Source organism: Micromonospora sp. NPDC003816 (assembly GCF_042874705.1).
Classification (GTDB): Bacteria; Actinomycetota; Actinomycetes; order Mycobacteriales; family Micromonosporaceae; genus Micromonospora.
On record NZ_JBIANP010000002.1, the window covers coordinates 538,136 to 557,014 of the forward strand.

At 66.7% G+C, this 18,879-nt stretch carries 8 protein-coding genes and 1 pseudogene; 8 read left to right on the plus strand and 1 reads right to left on the minus strand.

From position 1 onward, the window contains the following. Positions 1 to 128 precede the first annotated feature (128 nt). The 8 genes from dpdE to dpdD are packed head-to-tail and all read left to right on the plus strand — an operon-like array spanning position 129 to position 17,555. On the plus strand, positions 129 to 3,395 hold the full coding sequence (gene dpdE, locus ACFYTT_RS08280) for a protein DpdE (RefSeq protein WP_387258152.1): 3,267 nt from the start codon (positions 129 to 131) through the stop codon (positions 3,393 to 3,395). Beyond that, entirely contained in the window at positions 3,388 to 5,970 is a 2,583-nt protein-coding gene (gene dpdF / locus ACFYTT_RS08285; RefSeq protein WP_387258154.1) for a protein DpdF, read from the plus strand. Before dpdE ends, dpdF begins: the two co-directional genes overlap by 8 nt. Continuing rightward, positions 5,971 to 6,879, plus strand: coding sequence for a protein DpdG (gene dpdG, locus ACFYTT_RS08290; RefSeq protein WP_387258156.1), 909 nt, complete (start codon positions 5,971 to 5,973; stop codon positions 6,877 to 6,879). Beyond that, positions 6,872 to 9,922: a protein DpdH gene (gene dpdH / locus ACFYTT_RS08295; RefSeq protein WP_387258159.1), complete on the plus strand. Its 3,051-nt coding sequence runs from the start codon at positions 6,872 to 6,874 to the stop codon at positions 9,920 to 9,922. Before dpdG ends, dpdH begins: the two co-directional genes overlap by 8 nt. Then, positions 9,919 to 10,596, plus strand: coding sequence for a hypothetical protein (locus tag ACFYTT_RS08300; RefSeq protein WP_387258161.1), 678 nt, complete (start codon positions 9,919 to 9,921; stop codon positions 10,594 to 10,596). The genes dpdH and ACFYTT_RS08300 overlap by 4 nt, the downstream gene beginning before the upstream one ends. Further along, positions 10,593 to 15,059, plus strand: coding sequence for a protein DpdJ (gene dpdJ, locus ACFYTT_RS08305; RefSeq protein ID WP_387258163.1), 4,467 nt, complete (start codon positions 10,593 to 10,595; stop codon positions 15,057 to 15,059). Before ACFYTT_RS08300 ends, dpdJ begins: the two co-directional genes overlap by 4 nt. Continuing rightward, positions 15,056 to 15,580 carry a phospholipase D-like domain-containing protein DpdK gene (gene dpdK / locus ACFYTT_RS08310; protein ID WP_387258166.1) on the plus strand — a complete coding sequence of 175 codons (525 nt, stop codon included), beginning with the start codon at positions 15,056 to 15,058 and terminating at the stop codon, positions 15,578 to 15,580. Before dpdJ ends, dpdK begins: the two co-directional genes overlap by 4 nt. Then, positions 15,570 to 17,555 (plus strand): protein DpdD, encoded by a 1,986-nt coding sequence (gene dpdD, locus ACFYTT_RS08315; protein WP_387258168.1) that lies wholly within the window; start codon positions 15,570 to 15,572, stop codon positions 17,553 to 17,555. The genes dpdK and dpdD overlap by 11 nt, the downstream gene beginning before the upstream one ends. A 141-nt stretch (positions 17,556 to 17,696) precedes the next feature. Here dpdD and ACFYTT_RS08320 read toward each other — a convergent pair. Next, positions 17,697 to 18,822, minus strand: a pseudogene (locus tag ACFYTT_RS08320) (IS256 family transposase); the annotation flags it as partial. Positions 18,823 to 18,879: the final 57 nt, after the last annotated feature.

Sequence of the window (18,879 nt, forward strand, 5' to 3'; positions counted from 1 at the left end):
CTGACTGTAGACGGCCATCCGTTTTCCGTGCTGGTCTGCCTGATGCGCACAGGTCAAGTCCTATTTGGCTTGTCTTGTGATCTTGTAGGCGGGTAAAGGCTGTCGGCACCGTCAGATAGCCTGCGTGGGTGCCTTCTCGCACCCCTTCGGCGACCCTGATGATCGGCCAGTTCGTGGAGCACGCCCGCATGCCCGGAATCGGCCGGGTAGCGGAACGGGCCGGTGACCAGGTCCGGATCGACGCGTTCGAATCGGTGGCCTCGCCGGTCGCCGCGTCGTGGTGGGTGCCGGCAGAGGAGTGTCAGCCGGTGCGCCTGCTAGAACAAACCCGGGTATACTGGCACGATCCCGATACTGGTCGCTGGCTGGCCGGGCGGGTGATCGGCGGTGGTCCGGACTTGTACTTCGTACGCATCCCGAACCGTGATCGCGACTTCCAGGTACCGCAAGAGGACCTACGGGTGCGGTGGGATCGCCCGATCCAGTCTTCGGTGGAGGTCCTGGCCGCAGGCGCCCACGAGTCGCCTCACTTCCGGGACGCACGGCTGCCCATGCTCGGTAGCCTCGTGGCGCAGCGGGCAGCATGTGCCAATCTGCCAGCACTTCTCTCCGCAGGCGTCGAGATCTATACCCACCAGGTTCAAGTCGCCATGACCGTGCTCAGCGACCCGGTCCAGCGCTACCTGCTGGCCGACGAGGTGGGGCTCGGAAAGACGATCGAAGCTGGCCTGGTCATCCGACAGCATCTGCTCGACCGGCCCGCGTCCCGGATTCTCATCGTCGCGCCCGACGTGCTGCGCCGGCAGTGGCAGGCCGAACTGAAGACCAAGTTCTACATCGATGACTTCCCGGCCGCCACCGTGCGGATCACCAGCCACGAAACCCCCGACCGGTGGCAGGAATACCATGGCTTCGACCTCGTCATCGTGGACGAGGCACACCGCCTATGCCGCACCGACGACCCGAACCAGAGCCCGTACCGCGACTTGACCCTACTGGCCCACTCCACGCCGCGGCTGCTGCTGCTGTCGGCCACCCCGACCACCGCCCGCCCCGAAACGCACCTGGCCCTGCTGCACCTACTCGACCCCACCCTTTACCGATGGCAGGACCGTGCCCAGTTCGCGGCCCGGTTCCAGGGCCGTAGAACGCTGGCGAGGGCCGTGCACAGTCTCGACGCGGACTTCGAACCACTGATACCCAGCGCCATCGACGAGATCGCGGCACTGATCCCGGCAGACACCGCCTTCCGACGGCTTGCCGACGACGTGACCGGCCTACTCACAGCCGACGGGGACCTGCAGGACGAGGCCCTTCGGCCAGTGCTGCGCGTACGGGTGGATGGCCTTCGCGCGCACATCAGCGAGACCTACCGGCTGCACCGCCGCGTTATCCGGCACCGCCGCCACAATGTCCTCGTCGCCAGCGCCGACTCCGAGGCGCTACCGTTCGAAGTCACCGGACGTCGCCGACCCGAACCCATCGCCATGCCAGCCGGGCGCGCCATGCGCGCCTGTGACGTCCTGTTGTCGTGGCAACAGCAGGTGAGCCACTGGCTGCTGGACCAGGGAGCAGAGCAGCAAGCCGGCGCCTATGGCCAGGTCCTGGCCGTCCTGTCCTCTCGCGTGGACGACCTGACCCAGGACCTGCTCGATGCGCTGCGCTGGCGGGTGCACCTCGACGAAGCCGCAGCCACCCGCGCGGGCCTCACCGCCGAGGAGCGGCACTTTCTGGCCTCGCCCGCAGTCCTGGCAGCGGACGAACTTGCGCTCGACAAGCTCGCCGACGACCGCGGCGAGACCGAGTTCGACCCGCGCCCATTGACGCGTGTGGCGGCCCAACACCGCCGAACAGTGATTTTCTGCGGCGCCGGTAGCCTCGCCGGTCGACTCGCGGACTGCTTCAACGACCGGGAGGGCCTCAACATCCACGAGCACTCCCACCGGCGTAGCGCACAGGACAACGCCGCTGCCGTCGACCAGTGGCGCGCAGACGGCGGCGTCCTCATGGCCGACGACAGCGCCGAGGACGGGGTGAATCTGCAGGACGCGGACGCCGTCATCCACGTCAGGCTGCCCTGGTCACCGAACCGGTGCGAGCAGCGACTCGGTCGGGTAGACCGGTTCGCCGGAGTCTTCGGTGCAGCGCGGCAGCCGGCACCGCAATTCGTCGTCCAGGTCGGAGTCGACGATCAAGACTTCACTACGGTCTGGTCCGCGCTGCTCACCCAGTCCGTCAAGATCTTCGACGACTCGGTCTCCGCCCTGCAGGAAGCCTTGGACGGGATCGTCGAATCGGTCTGGGAAGCGGCCCTACGCGATGGCCCTGCCGCCATGCTCCGCACCGCCGCCAGCGTGACCGAGACCCTAACCCGGGAGCGCCGGGACATCGACGGCATGGACATGCTCGAGGCCGTGCACGAGGCGGCGCTCGGTCGCAGTGTGGCGGAGTCCACGAACGCCCTGGAAGTCGAATGGCGGCAACACGAGCGGGCGATGCGCGGTTACGCCGGCGACAACCCCGGCGGGTTGCGGTTCCGCAGCCGGACCCGCGTGGACGTCCAGCACGCCCTCCAGTTTGAGCGTGGTCCGCTGCTGGTGTCCCCCCGGCTGCTATCACTCGCCGGGCACCCTGTGCCCGCAGCGGCGATGGAGGGCACCTTCAACCGCAACACGGCGCTTCGCTACCCTGAGCTTCGACTCCTGCGGCTGGGCAACCCGTTCGTCGACGTGCTGGCACGCGTGGTCACCGTCGACGACCGTGGGCAGGCAACCGCGTACTGGCGGCGTGGGCATGGCGATGTCGCCCCTCAGCCATACTTCGGCCTGGACTTCCTGGTCGAGGCCGACATCGATCCGGCCTTGGAGATCGTCGCGGACCGGACCGACGCCCAGCGGGCACTGCGCCGGCAGGCCGACGTGATCTTCCCGCCGTTCCTGCAGCGCGTCTGGCTGCCGGCAGGTGGCGAGGTCGCCGTCGTGGACCGACAGTTGCTGGCATGGCTCGACGCCCGTTACAGCCCAGAGCGCGGCGACGTCAACCTCAGCGACGCCCGAGTCAACGCACTGTGGGAATGCTTCGGCGGCTCCGATGCGTTTGCCGCTGCCGCCCGGCAAGCCGAACAGCATGGCCGGATCGAACTGAGTCGCTCGGCGGACCTCCACGCGCGCGGACAGCAGGCGCGGGCGGAGGCAGAGCGCGTCCTGGCGATCCGGCAGGTACAGGCCCGGGCCCGGCAACGAGCGGGCCGCCTGCTGTCGGACACCGAGAGTTATCTCGATGACGTCAATGTGACGGCGGGGCTCGTGACCGGGCTTGGTCGGCCACGGTTACGGTTGATGGCGATCACCTGTCTTGTCGGTGGCCGGTTGCAGTTGGAGCCGAGGAGTGTCTGACGCCTGGGCCGACGCGCAGGCACTGTGGTCGCTGTGGCCCGCCCCTGAAGCCGCCCACCCCGCGGATGGCACCGTCATCCGGCTCCGCGATGCCTTGGACGGTCTGGTTAGCGGTGAGACGGGTTGGCGTGACGCGGCGGCCCTTACCCGCCAGATCTTGTTGGAGCAGCAGGCACGCCGTCACGGCAGTTGGCCCTTGGAGGTGCCTATCGGCCCGGCGTTGCCCAGCCGAGAACAGTGGGAGCAGGCTGGCTGCCAGGCGTTGACCACACCGGCCGGGCTATCGCTGACCACCCAGCCATGGCATCCGCCCACCCCATCGGGGGAGGCGAACCAGGCCGCCGAGCAGGAGATGGCCGAGGTCTACGCCGGACAAGCAGTAACGCCGCCGCCGTATCCTGCCGATCCGTTCTGGACGCGAACCCTCGGGCCGCGCTACCTGCACTACACCTGTGCCGGACAGCGGGAAGCAGCGCGTTCCATCGTGACGGCGCCACCAGGCAGCTGCCTCATCGTGTGCCTCCCCACCGGCCAGGGCAAAACCGAACTGGCCTGGGCGGCAGCCATACCCGCGACACGCCAGCATGGTGTGGCCGTCGTCGTCGTGCCCACTGTCGTGCTGGCCATGGACATGGAGCGCCGATTCCGCGGACTGCTCGCCGAACGCGGTGAGCACGGCAGCCCCAGCGGTCACTACGCCTACACCGGCGGCCTCGCCGCCGACATCAAGCTGGCCATCCGCCGGGACATCCGACAGGGCCGCCAGCGGGTGGTCATCGCCGCGCCCGAGGCTCTGTTGGGTGGCCTCAACTCCGCGCTTGAAACCGCAGCGCGCCAAGGCCATCTCACTCACCTCATCATTGACGAGGCGCACCTGGTCGAACAGTGGGGCAACGAGTTCCGCCCCGAGTTCCAGGCCATCGCCGGACAACGCCGCACCTGGATCACGCTCGCGCCGCTGGGGCGCGCGCCGGTCACCCTGGCCATGAGCGCCACCCTGACCCGCCAGCAGATCCACACCCTTCAGCACCTGTTCGGTACAGCAGGGCAGACCGAACTGGTATGGGCTGCCCAGACCCGGCGCGAGCCTAGCTACTTCATCGACGAGTACGAGACGGAAGCCGCTCGCGACGCTGCCGTCCTGCACGCTGTCAGCGGCCTGCCTCGGCCGATGATCCTCTACACCACGCGTAAGCGCGATGCGCAGGCGTGGGCCCAGCGGTTACGCGATGCCGGTTTCCGGCGCCTGGTCGTGGTCACCGGTGACCTCGACGACACCGCGCGCCGCGCCGCCGTGATGGGTTGGCGCGGTGAGGACGCTGACGGCCGCCCAGCCCGCACTCGCTACGACATCGTCGTGGGCACGTCCGCCTTCGGACTCGGGCTCGACATGGCCAACGTCCGCACCGTTATCCACGCCTGCGTACCGGAGACGCTCGACCGCTACTACCAGGAAGTCGGCCGTGGGGGCCGAGACCGCCGCCCCGCGATCGCCTACCTGGCCAGCGCACCTTCCGACTACCCGCTCGCCACCCGAATCAACCGAGAAGTCGTGATCAGCTCCGACAAGGGCTGGGACCGGTGGGGCAGTATGCGCCGATCGGCGACCAACCTCGGCCACGGCACCTACGACATCGGCCTCCACACCCTGCCGACTTATATCCCCGAGGAGTCCGGCCACAACCGCCAGTGGAATGTGCGCACGCTCAACCTGATGGTGCAGGCCGAGCTGATCGCCCTGGAAACGCCGCAACCCCCGACACGGCAACCCGAAGAACCCGAGGAACAGTGGCAGTGCCGGCTCGACGAGTACCACGAGCGCTCAGACGCCCGTGTCATCGCGCATATACGGGACGGACGGACCAACGACCACGCCTTCTGGCACCACCGCTTTGAGGCGCAACGGCGGCTCGTGACGACTGAACAGACGGCGGCTCTGGCACACCTACGTCAGGTAATCAAGGGCGACCAATGCGTCGGGGAGATTCTCTCCGGCTACTACCGCGTGCCGTGGCGTGGCGGCATCCTCTCCACCACCATCAACTGTCGGGGCTGCCCGGCGTGTCGACGGCGCACGCCGTCGCGGGCCGGTGGCGGTTACTACCGCAGTGCCGGCGAGCCGCTGCCTGGGATGGCGTGCTGGCCGAATCAGCCTGACCCTCTCGAACACCTGCGGGGCTCGACCAGTTGGATGAGCCTATGGTGGCGCGATACCGCCATTCGCGACGACCTTCTGCCGCAATTGCTGACACAACTCACCCGCCGCGGCCTGTCAGTGGTCGTCGGACCCGTCGCCAGCACGGAACTGATCGACCAGGTCCAGCGCGGTGCTTGGCCGAAGCCCGTCATCGTCGACAGTGACGCCAGTCTGGTCGACGGCTACGGCGGACCCCTGATCTGGGTCAGCGACGAGCGGCCCAGCCTACCGCTTCATGTCCAGGACCGACTGGCGGCCGGAGCGCCGACCTACCTCGTGCACCCGCGCGACTTGCCGGATCCCGAACGTCCCCACTTGCGGCTTTGTCAAACCTGCGACGTGTCCCTGCCGATAACGACCGCACTCGGAGCGCTGTAGATGCCGTTACTCAACGACCCCGCTTCCGTCCCCATCGCAATGTGGATCGTCACCCGGCACCTTATAGGCTGCCCAGGACGACGGCAGCACCGTCACAGCCTGAAGGCCACCATAAGCCCGGCCAGCCTGCTCCCCCCAGGCAAGCACGACAGCGACACGACCTTCGAATACGCTGTGAAGACTCTCCTTGACCTCGGTATCGTCGCCGAAGACGGCGAGCAGGTGGCACTCGCTGAAGTGGCGAAGCGTCTCACGCCCGACGGCGTAGCGGCCTTCGATGACCTTCTACGCCGACAAGCGCTCGACACCGGCCGAAACGAGAATATCGCCGATAGCGGAAACCAAACAGGCCCTAAGGATCTCGTCCGAGCCCTGTCTTGGTTTCTCACCCTGGACCCGTACGCGCCGATGAGCCACGACGAGGTCGTCCAAAAGCAACGCGGGGCTATTGCCGAGAGCCTCGGCAACCCTTTCGTCAACGACTTCCGGTGGAATCGGTTCACGTATTGGGCCCCCGCACTGGGATTTGCCGCTCCACCACTCATCCCACGGCTCGGAACGAAGAGCCAGACGCTGGTCCCCGACTGCACGACTGCCGTGCGGCGAACGACGCAGGCCAAATGGCCGCCCGGCACGCGACTTCCTGCTCGTGACGCGGTCGCCGTCATCATCGACGAGTTGCCCGTCCTGCCGGGCGGGCGCTACAGCGCAACGCTCGGCCTGGCCGCCGACGCTCCCGACGTGTCCGCGGCGCTGTCCTTTGCGCTGCTCTGTGGCGATGAGTACGGATGGCTGCAGCTGCATCGTCGCTCCGACGCTGACGATGAAGTCCTGCTCGTCGACCCCGACCAATCCAACGGGACCCGGAGGGTGACGCACCTCGAGATGATGGAGTCCATCGATGAGTGACTTCCGGCAGCATCTGTGCTGGTCCCCCCTCACCGCCGGGCACATAATCAACACAGAGGCGGTTTCCCCTTCTCGGGCAGTCTTCTTCGCTACCCACGCACCGCTGCGTATTCGCCGGCGTCACCCTGAGGGCCGCGCCGACGCCCGGACCACCGAGGTCACGGAAGAACAGGTCTGCCAGGACTTTCTGGAGCGGCCAACCGCGAATGGAGTCATGCTCATGCCGGTCGTGGGCGAGTCGGGCGCCGGCAAGTCTCACCTGGTGCGATGGGTCCACGAAAAGACCCCCGACACCCCCACCCGGTCCGTCATCTACTTGCCGAAGACCAGCACCAGCCTCCGCGCCGTCGTCCGGACCTTGCTCGACAAGCCCGACATCGACAGCCCCGAACTTGCGCAGCTGCGCGCCGACGTTGATCGGATGAGCACGGAACTGGACCAAGCCGCCCTCGAACGCCGGCTGATCAACGAACTTTCTGAAGCAGTGAGCACTGCCGACCCCAAACAAGGCATCGCCAGGATGCTCGCTGGACCTCATCGGCTAGCCGCAGTGCTGCTCGATCCCTACATTCGTGACTATCTGCTACAACCAGGCAAGCTGATCCCACGCTTGGCCGCCGCCCTCCTGTCAGACCAGCACGACGGCCTGAACGACAGGCCGACCCACTTCACCGTCGATGATCTCCCCCTTGATGTGGCCGACATCAAACTGGCCTCCGGCAAAGCTCGCCAGGTGCTAGGGCATTTGGGAAAGCCTGAGCTGCAAGTCGCCGCGGCAGAGATCCTCACCGAACAGTTGCCGGCGGCTGTCACCGCGGCATGGAACATCGGCGGCGGGCGCCTTCAGGAGGCGATGCTCGAAGTCAGGCGGCAGTACGCCCGCCAAGGCAAGGAATTGCTACTCCTCATCGAAGACTTCGTGGTCCTACAAGGAGTTCAACGGGACCTTCTCGACGCCCTCATCGAGGTTGGTGTACGCGACGGACGAACCGTGCTCGCCCCCGTGCGCACGCTGATGGCCATCACCCCGGGCTACTTCGACCGACTTGCCGAAACCGTCCTGACCAGAGCAAAAGCGGCGACGCCCTACATCTACGATCTCGATATCGTCTTCGATGTGTCGGAATGGGGACAGGCGGAGGTCGCCGCGTTCGTCGGGCGCTACCTCAACGCGGCACGGGTGGGCCGGGAACGGCTCGAGGAGGCCGGCGTCGGGGCGGGTGCCGAAACCCCGAACCAATGTGAGGATTGCCCGTATAAGCAGCCATGTCACTCAACGTTCGGCGTCTCGACCGAAGGACACGGGCTTTACCCATTCAACCGGCATGCGCTGCGGCGGGCCATACGCGCCCGCCCGGCACACAACAGCCCAGACTCCTTCAACCCTCGCGCCGTCATCGGTGAAGTCATTCGACCGGTACTTGTGGAACACGCCGAGGCGCTCACGGCGGGAACCTTTCCAGATTCGAGATTCCGCGAAGACTACCCCACTGCTACCTGGTCCGGAGAAACATTCCTCTACGGTGCCATCAAGACACAGATCGACGAACTCGATCCGACCGGCAGTGAACGCCGCCAGACCTTCTTGGAGTTTTGGGGCGACGCTCCCGAGGAATTGGTAAATCTGTCACCCGACCTTCACCACGCCTTCGGCATCAGCTTGCTTGACCTTACCGAGCGGTCGGATCGGATCATCCGCGGGCCGCAGCGCCCGCCCGCCGACAAATCGATCGCCGGGCGCACGGCCCCGCACCCCTCCGGAGTGGATGTCCTGCCGGCGCGGGTGCGGAAGATGTACGACGACCTGGAGAACTGGCAAGGCGGCGGAGGAAGGTTGCTGCAAGGCACGGCGCTGGAGTTGCGGACGATCATCAAGCAGGCGGTGGTGAGCCAGTGTGCGTGGAACGAGCCGGTGATGGCTGAGCCGCTGGCGGCGCAAGTGGAGAAGGCATGGCCGCCACGCTCTATCGTGGTGTCGATCGAGGACGCCGAGGGGGAGGGCATGGTCGGCACCAGCGACGCGCCGATCAAGTTCAAGCGAAGCCCGCGCAACGCCACCTTCTTTCAGCAACTGCTGCTGGCTGCCAATGGCGTGACCGCCGGGAATGCGGGTGCCATAAGGCGTCTGCACCGCATCGCGAGTCGGCATCAGCGAGACCTGCAGCGAGCCGTCCTTCGCGCCCGGTCGTTCTCCGACGAGGACCTCGTCACCGCCATGCGCGCCTCCCTGCTCGGCGCTGTTCTCGCCGGCCGCGCGTGGCCCGAAATGGCCAGCCCTGCGTTGCTGGACGCCGTCCTCGACGACGGCGCCTCGTGGAATCGCAGCGACGTAGACGGCTGCGTCGCGCCGTGGGTGTCGCTCTGGGAGGCCCACCGGGCCGCGCGCCTGGAACTCGTTGCGAGGTTGCGCGAGAGCGTTGGCTACCGCCGCGGCACCCGAGGCGACGTACGCATGGTGGACGCGGCCCGGGCCATGCCGTTGCTCGCTCGTGCGGCCAAGGAGTGGACCTGGCGACCCGAACGGCTGCCGGAATGGGTAGCCAAGGAGGCCGTGGCCGGATTCGCCAAGTTCGACGACCTCGTCGAGGCGCAGGCCGTGCGGCTGCGCGAGGACCTCGCCGACATTCGGCGCGGCCTTCCCGCTGGCGTCAGCGGCAGCGACACCGTGACCGCGGTCGAACAGGCGCTTGACGACGCGCTGCGCGAAGGGCTCGGCCCCGACGATCTCACAGCCTTCCGTACCCTCGTCGAGGCCGCCCGCCACTGCGACTGGCGCCGGGTCGATCGACTTCAACGTCATTTGAACCAGATCGAGTCGCAGGCCGATGCGGACGTTCGCTACCGGGCCACACTGAGGCTGGTGACCGCCTACCGGGGGGAGGATCTGGGAGTTATCCGTCGGTTCCTGACAGCAAGCGACGCCTGGCTGACGCAACAACTTGCCACGGCCCAACGGCGGGCTGGCGGATCTGGTGCGATCACCGCCGTGCGGGTGCAGGAGTTCCTCCGTCGTTGGGGCGCCCTCGGTGGAGGTGCGCAATGATCCTCGACTCGGTGTTGGACAAGGCCCGGGCGTTGAGCGCCCAAGCGGACAGACTCCGGATGGGCGCAGCAGGGGAGGAGAACGCCAAACGGATCCTGACCAGGCTGGAGGAACTCAACGCCGTCCTTGACGATGTCGAAGCGGCGTTGGGCGCAGCGGATCGGCTTCGTGAGCGGGGCGTGGACCTGCCCGCGGTTCGCCTTGACCTCGGACGTGAGGCGCTTGCACGGTCGGCCGGGGACGCCGGCCTGCCCCCCATGCGGGCCTTCACCTCTGCCAAGGAGAAGATCGAGGGCGTCCGTCGCGACGTTCGCCTCAGCCTGTCGCAGGCGTGGTCGCAGTGGAACACCGCGCGGATGGCGGAATTGGCCCTGCACCGCATGGTCATGCTTCCTCCCGTGGAGCGGCGCACGGAAGAAGCGCGGTTGAGTAAACTGAACAAGCTCAGAAAGGTCGATGTTCCGTCTCGCTCCGACGTGGTCGAGTTCGCCGCCGTCCACGCTGGTCTGAAGGAAGATCTCGATGCGCTCAAGGATCCGGCTCCCGAACTGCAAACGCTGCTGACCCGCCTGGGGCAGCGGACAACGCTGGCCCACCTGTCGGACGACGACATCGCGCTGCTGCGCCGGTACGAGGTCGCCGACCAGATCGAAGTGCAAAGGAGAAGTGGGTGACACTGCGGCGTGACGGTGGCTTCCTGTCGACGATCCTCGACGACTTGGAAGACCTCGAACTGCCGCTACTGACGTGGGGCGTCACCACAGGCAGCCTGGCCCACGACGAGGTCATGACCGTCATCGCCGAACGGCTCGGCGACCCGGACGCACCCACCGACGCCAACGCCGACCAGATTCGCGAGGCTTTGCTCGACGCCGCGCTGCTGTTCTCGGTGCCCAACACGTCTCCGAAGCGCTACCGCACCCGCATGGGTGAAACGGTCCGGCTCACCAGCCGACTCCGACAACTGTTTCCCCTACGTCAGCCCGCCGCGCCACCGCCCCGATGGTGGCAGCACGGCAAGACACTCGTCGCCGACTTCCGGCTGCAGGTCAACCGGCGCCGCTACCCGAGTCGGAACATCTCCGCCGACGCTGCGCTGGCCACACTCGCTGAATTGCCGGGTTGGTCTGATCACGACACGGCCATCGCCCGAGCGCAACTAGGCGACTTCGACTTGGCTGGTTTCCAGATCGAAGGCACGACAGCTGTCCTGAGCGACGTCAGGTCTCGCCGCAACGCCGGAATCATCGTCGGCGCAGGTACTGGTAGTGGAAAGACGCTGAGCTTTTACCTGCCGGCTTTCCTGGCCATGGCCGGCCACGCCCGGGCAGGTGGCACCGGCGTGCACACCCTCGCTTTGTATCCCCGCATCGAGTTGCTCCGTGACCAACTGCGCGAGGCAGTCAAGGCCGCGCTACGCGTCAACGCTGCCCAGGAGCAGCGCGCTGCTCGCCGCCTGCGGATCGGCGTTCTGTACGGTGATACCCCCCAAAGTCTGCAGCAGTTGGAGTCCGGTACCGCGGCACATCTCAAGCGCGGCTGGGCTGAGCGCGGTACCGATTTACTCTGCCCCTACCTGAGATGCCCCACATGCGGCGGAGAACTGGTGTGGAGCAGACAGGATCGCGCGGACCACCGGGAGCGGGTCCGGTGCACCAGCGCGCCGTGCGGCACCACGATCTCCGATCTGGCGCTCACCCGTGACACGCTTCGGCAGTCGCCGCCCGACCTGCTGTTCACCACCACGGAGATGCTCAACCGCAACTCCACCGACCCCGGCCTCGGGACCCTCCTCGGCTGGTTCGGGCCACGGCGGCCCAGCCTCGTCCTGCTCGACGAGGCCCACACCTACACCGGAATGCACGGCGCCCAGGTCGGCCTGCTGCTACGCCGGTGGCGCCACGCACTGCGTGCCCCGGTGACGATCGTCGGGCTCAGCGCCACCCTTCGCGACGCCGCCGCGTTCTTCGGCCAGCTCACCGGGCTGCCCGACGCGTCGGTGGACTACATCACCCCCGGGGACAACGATTTCGAGGAGGAAGGACGGGAGTACGCCATCGCACTGCGATCCGACCCGGTGTCCGGCGCCAGTCAGCTGTCCACGTCGATCCAGACCGCGATGCTCTACGGCCGAGTCCTCGACCTGCCCGGCCGAGAGTTCCTGCACGGATCGAGGGGGTTCCTCTTCACCGACGATCTTGACGTGACGAACCGCTTTTACGACGACCTTCGTGACGCCGAAGGGCAGCAGGGCATCCAGCGCGCACGTCGAGCCGGCAACGTGCTGGCAGGCCTGCGGTCGCCCGACGCGCAGCACTGGAGCGAGCGCTACACCGATGGCCAGTCGTGGGATCTTGTCAAGCAGATCGGCCGAGACCTCGACCCGATGGCCACCGTCGGTGAGCTCCAGATCGGACGAACCTCCTCGCAGGATGCCGGCGTCGACCAACACGCCGATCTCATCGTCGCCACCGCGTCGCTCGAGGTGGGCTACGACGACGACCGCGTTGGACTCGTCCTTCAGCACAAGGCGCCACATGACGCCGCCGCGTTCATTCAACGCCGTGGCCGGGCAGGCCGCCGCCGTGGTACCCGCCCCTGGACCGTGGTGACTTTATCCGACTACGGCCGCGACCGGCTGGCCTACCAGGCCTACGACACGCTGTTCTCGCCAGAGTTGGCCGCCACCCGCCTGCCCATCGGCAACCGCTTCGTCCTGAAGATCCAGGGCACGCAGGCCATGCTTGACTGGCTCGCCGCTATGCTGCGTCGCAACCACGTCGACGTGCGCCGCGTACTGACCGCGCCTGTGCCCGGCACCCGGCCGATACCAGACCACTACGTCACCCCCCTGGCCGACCTGCTGGAGCAACTGCTCACCGACGCGGCGCTGCAAGACAGTCTGATCAACCACCTTCGTCGCGCTCTCGACATCAGCCAAGACGAAGCCCAGGCCCTGCTGTGGGAGCAGCCCCGCGCACTTCTACTCGGAGTCGTGCCAACTGCGCTGCGGCGGCTGCGTTCGGCCTGGAAGCCCGCAGCAGCCGTCGATCCCGGCGCGCATCCGCGAAGCCTGCTGCCCGAGTTCACCACCGGAACCCTGTACGAGCCACTCAACGTTCCCGAGGTCGCCTTCGAGTTGCCGTTCACCGATGAGGAGGAAACCCTCTCGATCGAACGAGCACTTCGCGAGGCGGTGCCCGGCAAGGTCAGCCGCCGTTACGGACACCGCCGCAGCGACGACAGAACCTGGGTGGCACTACCCGACACATCAGCGAACGGGATCCTCGACGTCGGCAGGTTTGTCAGCGCGTTCACCCCGCAAGGTGTCTGGAGCCCGGACGGGCACCCACCGGTCCAGGTCGTACGACCCCACGTGATCGCGCTGCGCCGCCCGCCCACCGACATCGACACCCGATCCCAGGGCATCCCGATCTGGGCCTCCCAGGTGCTCGCACCTACCAGCGGCCTGTTCTCGGCCGATGTTCCGCAGCCCTCCGCCTGGGGCACGCGCATCAGTGCCGTCGGGTTCGCTACCAGCGCGGCCGGAAACCCGGCAGAAGTCCGACGAATGACGATCGGTGCCGAGTGTGAGACCACGTACACGCGCCCGAACCGTACCGAGTCCAGCAGCGTCCGCTACACCCTGGATGGGCAACCAGCCGCCCTCGGGTTCCGCCTTACCGTCGACGCGGTCAGCTTTCGTCTCGCATGCCTTGACCTGCAGCGCGAAACGGTCGACACCTACCTGCGCTCACCGCAGTGGCGCCTACTCGCGTTCACCACAGCTATCGCCGAGGATGCTGAGCTCGATCAAATAGCGAACACCTTCCAGCGCACTTGGCTGAGCCTGGTCTACACCACCGCGTACGCGCTTGCCGCTACCCAGCCTCACCGCACCATACAGAGCAGCGAAGCAATCTACGCCGTGCTGCGCGGCGGGGCTTGGGGCGCTGACATCGACGAGATCCTGCGGGTGCTGTACCGGGACGCCAACCCCGGCAGCGCCGCGCCCGAGCGGCTCGTCACCACGCTGACCGAATTGAGCCGGCACCCCAAGGTCATCGAGCGGTTGGATCATCATGGGCGGTTGCTGTGGGCCGACGAGGTCGCCACTAGCAGCGGCGACCTCGCCCGCCGAGTCTACCGGGACACCATCGCCGCGGCCATCCTCGCCGCAGTGCAACGCGCCTGTCCTGATGCCCAGGACCGCGATCTCATCGTCGACATCCAGGAACCGGCTCAACCCGACGCTCCCGCCACGATCTGGCTCAGCGAGACCTCCCTCGGCGGCATGGGTATCGTCGAGCAGTTCGCCACCTACTACGCGCAAGATCCACGCCGCTTCTGGGCCCTGGTCGACAGCGCGCTCGGCCCCAGCGACCACGAACATGTGCACGAGTCACTCGTGCACCTGCTCGACCACGTCGTTACCCACCCCACCAGTGCGGCGGCGCAGGCCATGGACGGGCTCCGGCAGGCGCGGTCAGCGCACGACGCGGACCATGCCCTGCGCCAGTTGCGTGAGGCATGGACCGCGCTCGACGGTTACCCGCGCCATCAAGCAGTCGCCGCCCTCTCCGCGCGACTACTGCGCCCCGGCAGCACCCGCGCCATAGACGCCACCACCTTGGCCCTGGTACGGGAGTGGGATGCGCTGCAGGAGCGACTCGGCCTTGAGATCGACGCCACCGCATTGGCGTATCTGGTCGGTGCGGGCCGGGTGACGCTGCCCGGCGTGAGCGGGCCAACCCTTACCGCCGACCAGATCTTTAGCCTGCTGTGGCCCCGCGGTAACCGTGCCCGCACCCAGCACCTGCAGCACTACCAGCCCTACGCCGGGCCGCCACTGCTCGACCGGCTTTTGGTCCAGGCAGCCCACGACGGTCGGCTGCCCACCGTCGATGTCACAGGCCCGGACTGGTTGGAGCAGTACACCACCGAGATTGGCAAACGTGGTGCCCTAGCTCTCGTCGCACCCGCCAGTAGCGCGCAAGCGTTCAGGGCCGCCCTGCAGGCAGTGCCCGCGGTCGCGGTCGACCGAGACGTGCTGCGGGTATATGGGGAGGTCACCACTGTGGTCCGCGATGCCGGCCTGCTGCGGGCAAACGTCGAGATCCGCGAGGCACTGCAGTGATTCTGGAACGGATCGTTCGTACCGGCCGGACCACAGGGCTGCGCATTGACAATGTCCTGTCCGCCGTCCTTGTCGCCGAGCTCGTGTCGCCCAGCCGACTGCTATGGCTGGTGTCGCCGTGGATCAGCGATGTCAACGCCATCGACAACACCACCGGCGGCTACGACAGCGTCTTTGTCGAGGCATCCAACCGCACGTATCAACTGTCGGAGGTCCTCGCACTGCTGACCCATAGCGGTGCAAGCCTTAATGTTGTCACCCGCTCCGATTCCCACAATGACACCTTCCTGGGGCGCCTGCGGCGCCTCGCCAAGGCTGAGAACCTTTCCGTCGTCCAGGACGACGACGTGCACGAAAAGACCTTCTGTGGCGACGAGTGGCTGCTCACCGGATCCATGAACCTTACGGTCCGCGGAATGCGAATCAATGACGAGGCTGTCACCTACAAGATCAGCGAGCAGGTCGCCGCTACTACCCGGCTCGACCTGCGTCGGCGCTTCGGGACGGCGTATGCACACTGACCTTACTGTCGATGACCACTCCCTCGCCGTCGACGTCTTCATCGAGGCCTTCTTCGGCCCCGCCAATCCGGTGTGGTCGGACCGCGATCCGAACTCGGTCATCGGCCGCCGCCTGGCGCCGTACCTTCAGGTCCTTCGGCACGGCAGCGGCGTCCCTATCGTCCTGCCGCGACAAAACCCGCAAACGCGCCAATGGGTCGCCTACGTCATCCCGCGGGATGCGCGTCACGCCGGCGCAGTGTCCGAACTGCTTCAAGCATTTGTCGGTCCTACCTACGCACGGTTCGACGGCCTACCCACGCAACTGGCTGACGAGGACCCGATCAACCAGGCCGTAGTGCGTTTCGCTGGCCACCGCCTAATATTCGTCATCGAAAGCCCGCGAGCCGTCGAAAAGAGGATGTGGGATGCCCTGCGCCTGCTGCAACAGACCCTCGCTGTACGGCCGCACCGATCGTGGCATGCACCAGTTCCGGTAGGGCGACTCCTGGCACAGTTTGAGATCGCACTGGCCTCAGGTGCCAACGCCGCCTCGGCCGCGATCCTCGACCAACTCACCGCGACCGGTGGGCTGAACGCCACCAACCTCAGCCATCTGCGGATCAAACGGCTCGCAAAGCTCGGACGAAGCAGCGAGATGCTGCGGTTGCCCGATCTCGTCGACGTGGCCACCACGAGGCCACCCGCCCCCGTGCGGGACGCGATCCTCGGCGCGGTCTACGCGACGGCACTCGCTGAGCCTCTATCCACCGGCGACTTGGAAACGGCCAGATCGCGCCTCATCCACGCAGGAACCATGGTGCCAGCCCTGATGGAAGGGCCCCTTACTGACCTCAGACCACAAGCGCTAACGGTGCTCGCCATGGCCGCCTGGGTCGCCGACAGCACACCCGTTGGCGAACTCCTCCGCCATAGCCCAGAAATGCTCGCCGCGGTGGAGCAGTTGGCTCCCGACCTCGCTGCTCATTACCGGGAACCCGCGCCCACGGCAAAGAGCGACGGCCTGCCCGATGGCGACCAGCCTGAGTCGGCCGATACCCCAGCCGGCCCCAAGTCCTGGCTGGAATGCATCACCAGACTTCCCGAGCATGACGCAAATCGCGAGATCCTCGACCAGGAGTTGTGGCGTTCCTGGGCCCCGGCGGCCGACGCCGACAACGACATCGCCGCAGCCCTCCAGCAACTCGACGACGAAGCGGCCGGACGCGTCTGGCACTTGGTCGGCGCCTTCGTCGATTCGGATCAGTACCGACGACCAGCCGCCAAAACAGCCCGTGAGCTTCTCAACAACGCCCTCACACACAACCGCTTCAGCCCAGGTGATCTCGCGGGCATCGTTGCGCTGGCCGAGATATTCCTCCGGGCGAGCCCAGACGCTGAGACATACGCGCGGCTGCTCGACGACCTGGCCGCCGAAGCGACCCGGTGGGTCGGGCCCGACCGCGCCACCGTCGTGCTCGACCTGGCCGACCTCCTAGCCAGCGCCTCCTGCCCCGACGAGGAAGCCAGGCTTCGGCTTGCTTATCAACTTCTACGGCCGCTTTCCGACCATCCCAAGCGGCTCGACGCCGATCAGTTGACCTTCGCGGCGCGGCTGAGTACAGAACTAGGCGCAAGACTGACCTGGCCTCAACAGGATGACCTAGGCACGGCCAGCATTTTGCCTGACATACCGGCACAAGATCTGCTGTTGTACTCCCTCGACGAAAAGGTCCTCGACCGCGTGCGCGCGGAACTCCAACTGCAAGCCCCCCAAGTCAGCGTCACCGTAAGTCACGACCACGTCGGCAGTCGGCAGCTCAAACAGTGGACCCGGAGGGCCGACGCCATCGTCCTTGCCACCCGATGCGCAACTCACGCTGCGACCGGGTTCATTCGCGCCCATTGCAGGCCAGACGCCATAGTGCGAGAAGCAGACGGGAGCGGATCAGCTTCGCTGCTACGCGCCGCCACGATAGCTATGACCCGCCGGTGAGAAGGTCCGTGATAATCGAGTACGTCGTAACTGACCAGCGCCCCACAAACGTGAACTGGAGCTGCGAGGAACGGCGCTCCTCCTGACCCAATGCCTTCATCTGTGCAGAGTCGGCTAGGGCATCGCATTCAGTGTGATTCACCACTCCCCGTCGGTCTGCTCGGCCAGGACAGCGCCGACGAGACGGATGATCGCTGGTCGGTTCGGGAAGATCCCGACCACGTCGGTGCGGCGGCGGATCTCCTTGTTCAGTCGTTCCTGCGGATTGTTCGACCAGATCTGACGCCAGATCTGGCGGGGGAACCCGGTGGAGGCGAGGAGGCCGTCGCGGGCGTCGGCGAAGTGTTCGGCGGCGGCGGGGAACTTCGCCTCGATCGTGGTCACGACGCGGTCGAACTGGGCTCGGACGGCATCGGCGTCTGGCTGGTCGAAGATCGTCCGGACAAGGGTGGCAATCCATGGCTACGCGGATTTCGGGACTTTCGTAAGCAGGTTGCGCAGGTAGTGGGTGCGGCAGCGTTGCCAGGCGGCTCCGGGCAGGGCGGCGCCGATCGCGCCCACAGTGGGCGTCGGAGATGACGAGCGCAACGCCGGACAGGCCGCGGGCGGTCAACGACCGTAGGAACGCCAGCCAGCCGGCGCCGTCCTCGTCGGAGGCGACGTCCACGCCGAGGACCTCGCGTTGACCGTCGGCGTTGACACCGACCGCGACCAGTGCGTGGACGTTGATCGTCCGCCCGCGCTCGCGGACCTTCATCGTCAACGCGTCCATCCGCACGAACGCGTAATGGGCGGCGTCGATAGGCCGATTGCGGAACGCCTCCACCTGGGCGTCCAGGTGCGCGGCCATCTCCGACACCTGTGACTTGGACAGTTGCTTGACACCAAGCTGCTCGACCAACTTCTCCACCCGCCGGGTCGACACCCCGAGCAGATACGACGTCGCCACCACCGAGACGAGGGCTTGCTCGGCTCGTCGGCGGTGTGTCAGCAACCAGTCCGGAAAGTACGAACCGGTGCGCAGCTTCGGCACCGCCAAGTCGATCGTCCCGGCCCGGGTGTCCCACTCCCGCACCCGATATCCGTAGCGGGAATTGACCCGCTCAGCGCTGCGCTGCCCGTACCCGGCGCCGCAGATCGCGTCCGCCTCGGCGGACATCAACACCTGCGCGAACGTCTTCACCATCGCCTGCAACACATCCGGCGACGCGCCCTCGATCTGCTCGCGCAGCAGGTCAACAGGGTTCGCACTCTCTGAAGCGGCCATCGCGTCCTATCCTCCTTCTCTGACTTGGTCGTCTTGAAGGATCGACGCGATGACCGT

Bases quoted from the DNA above. Each gene is read 5' to 3' on its own strand.
- dpdD (WP_387258168.1), top strand. From the start codon at position 15,570: ATGCACACTGACCTTACTGTCGATGACCACTCCCTCGCCGTCGACGTC.
- dpdH (WP_387258159.1), top strand. From the start codon at position 6,872: ATGAGTGACTTCCGGCAGCATCTGTGCTGGTCCCCCCTCACCGCCGGG.
- ACFYTT_RS08300 (WP_387258161.1), top strand. From the start codon at position 9,919: ATGATCCTCGACTCGGTGTTGGACAAGGCCCGGGCGTTGAGCGCCCAA.
- dpdG (WP_387258156.1), top strand. From the start codon at position 5,971: ATGCCGTTACTCAACGACCCCGCTTCCGTCCCCATCGCAATGTGGATC.